Annotated in this window: 2 protein-coding genes; both read left to right on the plus strand. The window is 71.5% G+C overall.

Going from position 1 to position 6,284, the window contains the following annotated elements; all coding sequences use genetic code 11:
• Nucleotides 1–5,478 (plus strand): non-ribosomal peptide synthetase (locus G3N96_RS37315; RefSeq protein WP_206140336.1); only part of this gene is annotated, 5,478 nt, incomplete at its 5' end.
• A gap of 9 nt (nucleotides 5,479–5,487) precedes the next feature.
• Nucleotides 5,488–6,284, plus strand: a 797-nt coding sequence (locus G3N96_RS37320) for a condensation domain-containing protein (protein ID WP_241023011.1), incomplete at its 3' end; no start/stop codon positions are given.

Genomic DNA, 6,284 nt, shown 5'->3' on the forward strand with positions numbered 1-6,284 from the left:
GTGCCGCTCGGCCTGCCGCTGCCGAATGCGCGCGCGCTGGTGCTCGACGCGTTCGGCGCATGCGTGCCGGCCGGTGCGACGGGCGAGCTGTATCTGGGCGGGCCGGGCGTCGCGCGCGGCTATCTGGGGCGTCCGGCGCAGACCGCCGAGCGCTTCGTCCCCGATCCGTTCACGCCCGGCGCGCGGCTGTATCGCACGGGTGACCGCGTACGCTTGCGCGCGGACGGCCGCCTCGCGTTCCTCGGCCGTATCGACGACCAGGTGAAGATTCGCGGCTACCGCGTCGAACCGGGCGAGGTGAGTGCGGCGGTGCGCGCGGCCGGCCCGGTCGCACAGGCCGAAACGCTCGCGATCGAACACGACGGCCGCTTGCGGCTCGCGACGTTCGTCGTGATGCGCGATGGCGCGAACTTCGACGAAGCTGCCGTGCGCGCGGCGCTTGCCGCGAAGCTGCCCGACTATATGGTGCCGGCGCAATTCGTCGCGCTCGCACGCCTGCCGGTGACCGCGAACGGCAAGATCGATCGCGCCGCGTTGCGCGAACTGGCGGCCGCGCCGGTCGTGACGACCTCCGGCGATGCGCCGCAGGGCGCGGTCGAAACGGTGCTCGCCGAAGTCTGGCAGGCCGTGCTGAAGGCGCCGAAGGTCGGCCGTGACGACAACTTCTTCGAGCTCGGCGGCGATTCGATCCTCGTGCTGCAGGTGATCGCCCGGGCGCGCAAGCGCGGCGTGCGCTTCACGCCGAAGCAGCTGTTCGACGGCCCGACGGTCGCCGAACTCGCGCGTATCGCGAAGACGGAGGACGTGACTGCCGCTGCCGCCGTGAAACCCGCGGTCGCAGCCGCTGCCGGCGCGCCGGTGACGGCGCAGATCCTCACGCCTGCCCAACAGCGCTTCTTCGCGCTCGATATCCCGCATCCGGGCCACTGGAACCAGTCGGTTGCGTTCGACGTACGCGGGCCGTTCGACGCCGACGCCTTCGCGCGTGCGTTCGACGCACTGCTGACGCATCACGACGCGTTCCGCCAGCGTTTCGCGCGCGGCGCGGACGGTACGTGGCACGCCAGCGATGCGGCAAAGCCGTACGACGCGCTGCCGTTCGTCGAAGTCGCCGCCCGCGACGCAGCCGACGCGCTCGCGCGCTTCGACGCGTTGCAGCGCCGTCTCGACCTCGGCCGCGGGCCGCTTGCCTGCGCGTGCGCGGCACGCTTGCCGGACGGCTCGACGCAGCTTTATCTCGCGATTCACCATGCGATCGTCGATGGCGTGTCGTGGCGCATTCTGCTCGACGACCTCGACACGGCCTATCGCGCCGCATGCGAACGCGCGCCGGTTCGACTGTCGCAGCCGGGCCTGCGTGCGGATGCATGGGCGGCCCGGCTCGCCCGTGCGGCAACGGAACCGGCATCGCCGTTCGCGGCCGAGGCCGCGTACTGGGCCGGCATGGCGCAGGGCGACGACATCGTGCCCGATCATCCCGACGCAGCGGCGACGAACGCCGATGCGGCCACTGTCGTGCAGACGATCGACGCGGCGTTGACCCGCGCGGCGCTGACCGACGCGCACGCGGCCTATCGCACGCAGACGATCGACCTGCTGGGCGCGGCGCTCGCCCTGGCGCTGGCCGGCGCGAGCGGTGCCGCATCGTGCCGTGTCGAACTGGAAGGGCACGGCCGCGAGGTGCTGTTCGACGACGTGGATGCCAGCCGCACGATCGGCTGGCTGACGAGCCATTACCCGGTGACGTTGCCGATCGCGGCCACGGCAAGCGACACGCTGTGCGCGGTGAAGGACGCGCTGCGCGCGGTGCCGCACAAGGGGCTCGGCTTCGGCGTGCTCGCGCACTACGGCGCGGCGGCGACGCGTGCGGCGCTGGCCGCCGTGTCGCGTCCGCGCGTCACGTTCAACTATCTCGGCCAGTTCGACGCACCGCGCGATGCCACGCTCGTACCGCGCTTCGGCGGCACCGGCGTCGAACGCGATCCGCAGGGACCGCTCGGCAACACGCTCGCGATCCACGCGTACCTCGACACGGATCACGACGGCGCACGCACGCTGAAAGTGCACTGGGTCTATGGCGCACCGCAATTCGAGCGCGCGACGATCGACGCATTCGCCGAGCGTTTCGCGGCGGCGCTGCGCGAACTCGTCGACGCATGCGCGTCGCGCGTCGCGCATCGCGGCGGCGGCGCGACGCCGGGCGATTTCCCGCTCGCGCAGGCCGCCGGTCTCACGCAGGCCGCGATCGAGCGCACGCCGCTCGACTGGCGCACGATCGACGACGTCTATCCGTTGTCGCCGATGCAGCAGGGCATCCTGTTCCATGCGCTGTTCGCCCCCGGTCATGCCAGCTACGTGAACCAGCTCGTCGCGACCGCGACCGCGCTGGACGCCGACCGGTTCACGGCCGCGTTCGAAGCGTCGATCGCGCGCCACGACATCCTGCGCACGAGCGTGATGCCGGACGAAGCCGCGCCGCTGCAGTGCGTGCATCGCCATGCGCACATGCCGGTCGAACAGCTCGACTGGCGCACCCGCGGCGACACGTTCGATGCCGATTTCGACGCCTGGCTCGCCGCCGATCGCACACGCGGCTTCGACTGGCGCGAGCCGCCGCTGATGCGGCTCACGCTGATCCGTGTGACCGACGACGCGTGGCGCGTCGTCTGGACGCGTCACCACGTGCTGCTCGACGGCTGGAGCACCGCGCGCCTGCTCGCCGACGTGCTGCGCGACTATCGCGACCCGGATGCCGTGTCGCCGTTCGCGAGCCGTCCGGCGCTGCGTTATCGCGACTTCATCGCGTGGCTCGGCACGCGCGACCGCGACGCCGACGAACGTTTCTGGACCGAACGCCTCGCACGCCTCGACGCGCCGACGCTGATCGCGGAACGCACGGCCGACCGCGCCGAGGCCGACATGGTCACGTGGCGTGCGACGCTCGATGCCGACACGCTGACGCGTGTCGCGCAGACGGCGCGCGCACTGAAGCTGACGATCAACACACTGGTGCAGGGCGCGTGGGCGCTCGCGCTGCAGCGGATGACGCACCAGCCGGCCGTCGCGTTCGGCGCGACCGTCGCGGGCCGCCCCGATGCGCTCGCGGACGTCGATTCGGTGCTCGGTCTCTTCATCAACACGCTGCCGGTGATCACGGCGCCCGCGCCGCAGCAACGCGCGGCCGACTGGCTGCAAACGCTGCAACGCGAGAACGCGGCCGCCGCCGAGCACGCGCACACGCCGCTCGCCGACATCCAGCGCTGGGCACGCGGCGCGGGCGGCGCACTGTTCGACACGCTGGTCGTGTTCGAGAACTACCCGGTCGACGACACGGCGCGCGACGCCGATCCGCGCGCACTCGCATTGAGCGACGTGCGCAGCATCGAATCGACCGATTTCGCGCTGACGCTCGTGATCGAGAGCGGTGCCGAACTGACGATCGACTACGGCTACGACGCCGCGCGCGTCGACGCGCGTCAGGTTGAGACCTGGCACCGCGCGTTCGCGTGCGCACTCGATGCACTGGCCCGCACGCCGGATGCGCTGCTCGGCACGCTGTCGATCGCCGACGACGCAACCCGTGACGCACTGGCGCACGCGCAACACACCGCGCAAGCATGGCCGGCTGCGCGGCAACAGCCGCTGCACCTGCAATTCGCCGAGGCGGCACGGGCGGCGCCCGACGCGATCGCGCTCGAATACGCGGACGTTCACGGTGGCGTGCGTCGCGCGACCTATCGCGAACTCGACGTCAGCACGTCACGCATCGCGTCCGCGCTGCAACGGCGCGGCGTGCAGCCCGACACGCCGGTCGCGCTGTGTGTCGAGCGCTCGTTCGACATGGTGATGGCGCTGGTCGGCGTGCTGAAGGCTGGTGCGGCCTACCTGCCGATCGATCCCGACTATCCGCCCGAGCGCATTGCCTACATGCTGCGCGACGCGCGGCCGGCCGTCGCGATCACGCAGGCCCATCTGCGCGAGCAGGTCGAGGCCGCGCTCGGCGAGGGCGTCACGACGCAGCTGCTGACGGTAGCGGACCTGCTTGCCGACGAAGCCGAAAGCGACACTGCCGATGTGACTGCCACGATCGACGACGCCCAGCTCGCGTACCTGATCTACACGTCCGGTTCGACCGGCAAGCCGAAGGGCGCCGGCAACACGCACGGCGCGCTCGCGAACCGGATCGCATGGATGCAACACGCCTACCGGCTCACGCGCGACGACGTCGTGCTGCACAAGACGCCGTTCGGCTTCGACGTGTCGGTGTGGGAATTCGTGTGGCCGCTGGCGATCGGCGCGAAGCTCGCGATCGCCGCGCCCGGCGACCATCGCGATCCGGCGCGTCTCGCGGCCGCGATCCATGCGCACGGCGTGACGGTGCTGCACTTCGTGCCGTCGATGCTCGCCGCGTTCGCCGCGTATCTCGACGATTTCTCGGCCGCCGCGCAGTGCGACAGCGTGCGCCTGATCGTCGCGAGCGGCGAGGCGCTCGCGCCCGAACTCGTCGCGAAGATGGCGCGGCTGCTGCCGAACGCGACGCTCGTGAACCTGTACGGGCCGACCGAAGCGGCCATCGACGTGTCGCACTGGACCTGCGGCCCTGACGATGCGTATGCGGCCGCGGTGCCGATCGGCCATCCGATCGCGAACCTGCAACTGCACGTGCTGGATGCCGCATGGCAGCCGGTGCCGGCCGGCGCGACCGGCGAACTGTATCTCGCGGGGGCGGGCCTCGCGCGCGGCTATCTCGGCCGTCCGGCGCTGACCGCCGAGCGCTTCGTGCCCGATCCGTTCGTGCCGGGCGCGCGCATGTACCGCACGGGCGACCTCGCACGCCGGCGTGCCGACGGCGCGCTCGACTATCTCGGCCGCGTCGACACGCAGGTGAAGCTGCGCGGCCAGCGGATCGAGCCGGGCGAAATCGAGGCGCTGCTGCGTGCGGCGCCGGGCGTGAACGACGCGGTCGTGATCGTGCGCGACGAGCAATTGATCGGCTATGTCGCACGCGGCGACGCGGGCCCGCTCGACCGGGCGGCGCTGCTCGACGCGCTACGCGCGCAGTTGCCGGCCTACATGGTGCCGTCGCAACTGATCGAACTCGACGCGTTGCCCGTGACGCCGAACGGCAAGTGCGACCGCCATGCGCTGCCCGCGCCGGTGCGCGAAGCGGCCGCGGAAGTCGAGCTCGCGACCGACACCGAACGCGCGCTCGCCGGGATCTGGCAACGCGTGCTGCACGTGGACGCGATCGGCCGCGACGGCGACTTCTTCCTGCTCGGCGGCCATTCGCTGCTCGCGACGCAGGCTCACGCGCAGGCGAACCTGCACTGGGGGCTCGCGTTGCCGCTGCGCACGCTGTTCGACACACGCACGCTCGCGCGCTGCGCGGAGGCGATCGACGCGGCCTGCGCGGCTCGTGGCGAGACCGATGCGGCGAGCGCGATCGACGCGCTGCTCGGCGAACTGGAAACCCAATAAGGACGACGGATGACGAAGGTTCAACCCGACTGGCTCGCGCTCGCGACGCGTTTCGCGCAACTGCCCGACGCGCAGCGCGCGGTCTTCATCGACAAGCTCGGCGCGGCCGGCATCGACTTCCGCGTGCTGCCGATCCCGCCGCGCACGCCACGCAGCGACCGCGTGCCGGCGTCATTCGCGCAGACGCGGCTGTGGCTGCACGCGCGGCTGATCGACGCGCCGGACGCGTATCACATCACCGAGCGGCTGGCGCTGACGGGCCCGCTCGATGCGCATGCGTTGCGCCTTGCGTGCGATGCGCTGATCGCGCGCCACGAGGCGCTGCGCACGACCTTCGACGAAGCGCAGGACGGCGTCGCGCAAACGATCCACGCACCGGTGCGCTGCCCGTGGCGTGAGACCGATCTCGAAGCGCTGCCGGACGCGCAGCGCACGGCGCGCGCGGAAGCCGTCGCGACGGCCGACGAAGCCGAACCGTTCGACCTCGGCGCGGCGCCGCTCGTCCGCGCGCATCTGGTGCGCTTCGATGCGACGCATCACTGGCTCGCGCTGACCGTGCATCACATCGTGTCGGACGGCTGGTCGTCGAGCGTGATGCTGGAGGAACTCGCGGCGTTCTATCGCGCGTATGCGTCGGACCGGCCGGTGCCGCTCGCGCCGCTGCCGATCCAGTACGCCGATTACGCGCTGTGGCAGCGCCGCTGGCTCGACGCCGGCGAGCGCGATCGCCAGCTCGCGTTCTGGCGCGAACGGCTCGATCCGCAACGCGGCGTACTGACGCTGCCGGGCGCGACGGCACGACCCAA

The organism is Burkholderia sp. Se-20373, from assembly GCF_017104705.1.
Taxonomy (GTDB): Bacteria; Pseudomonadota; Gammaproteobacteria; order Burkholderiales; family Burkholderiaceae; genus Burkholderia.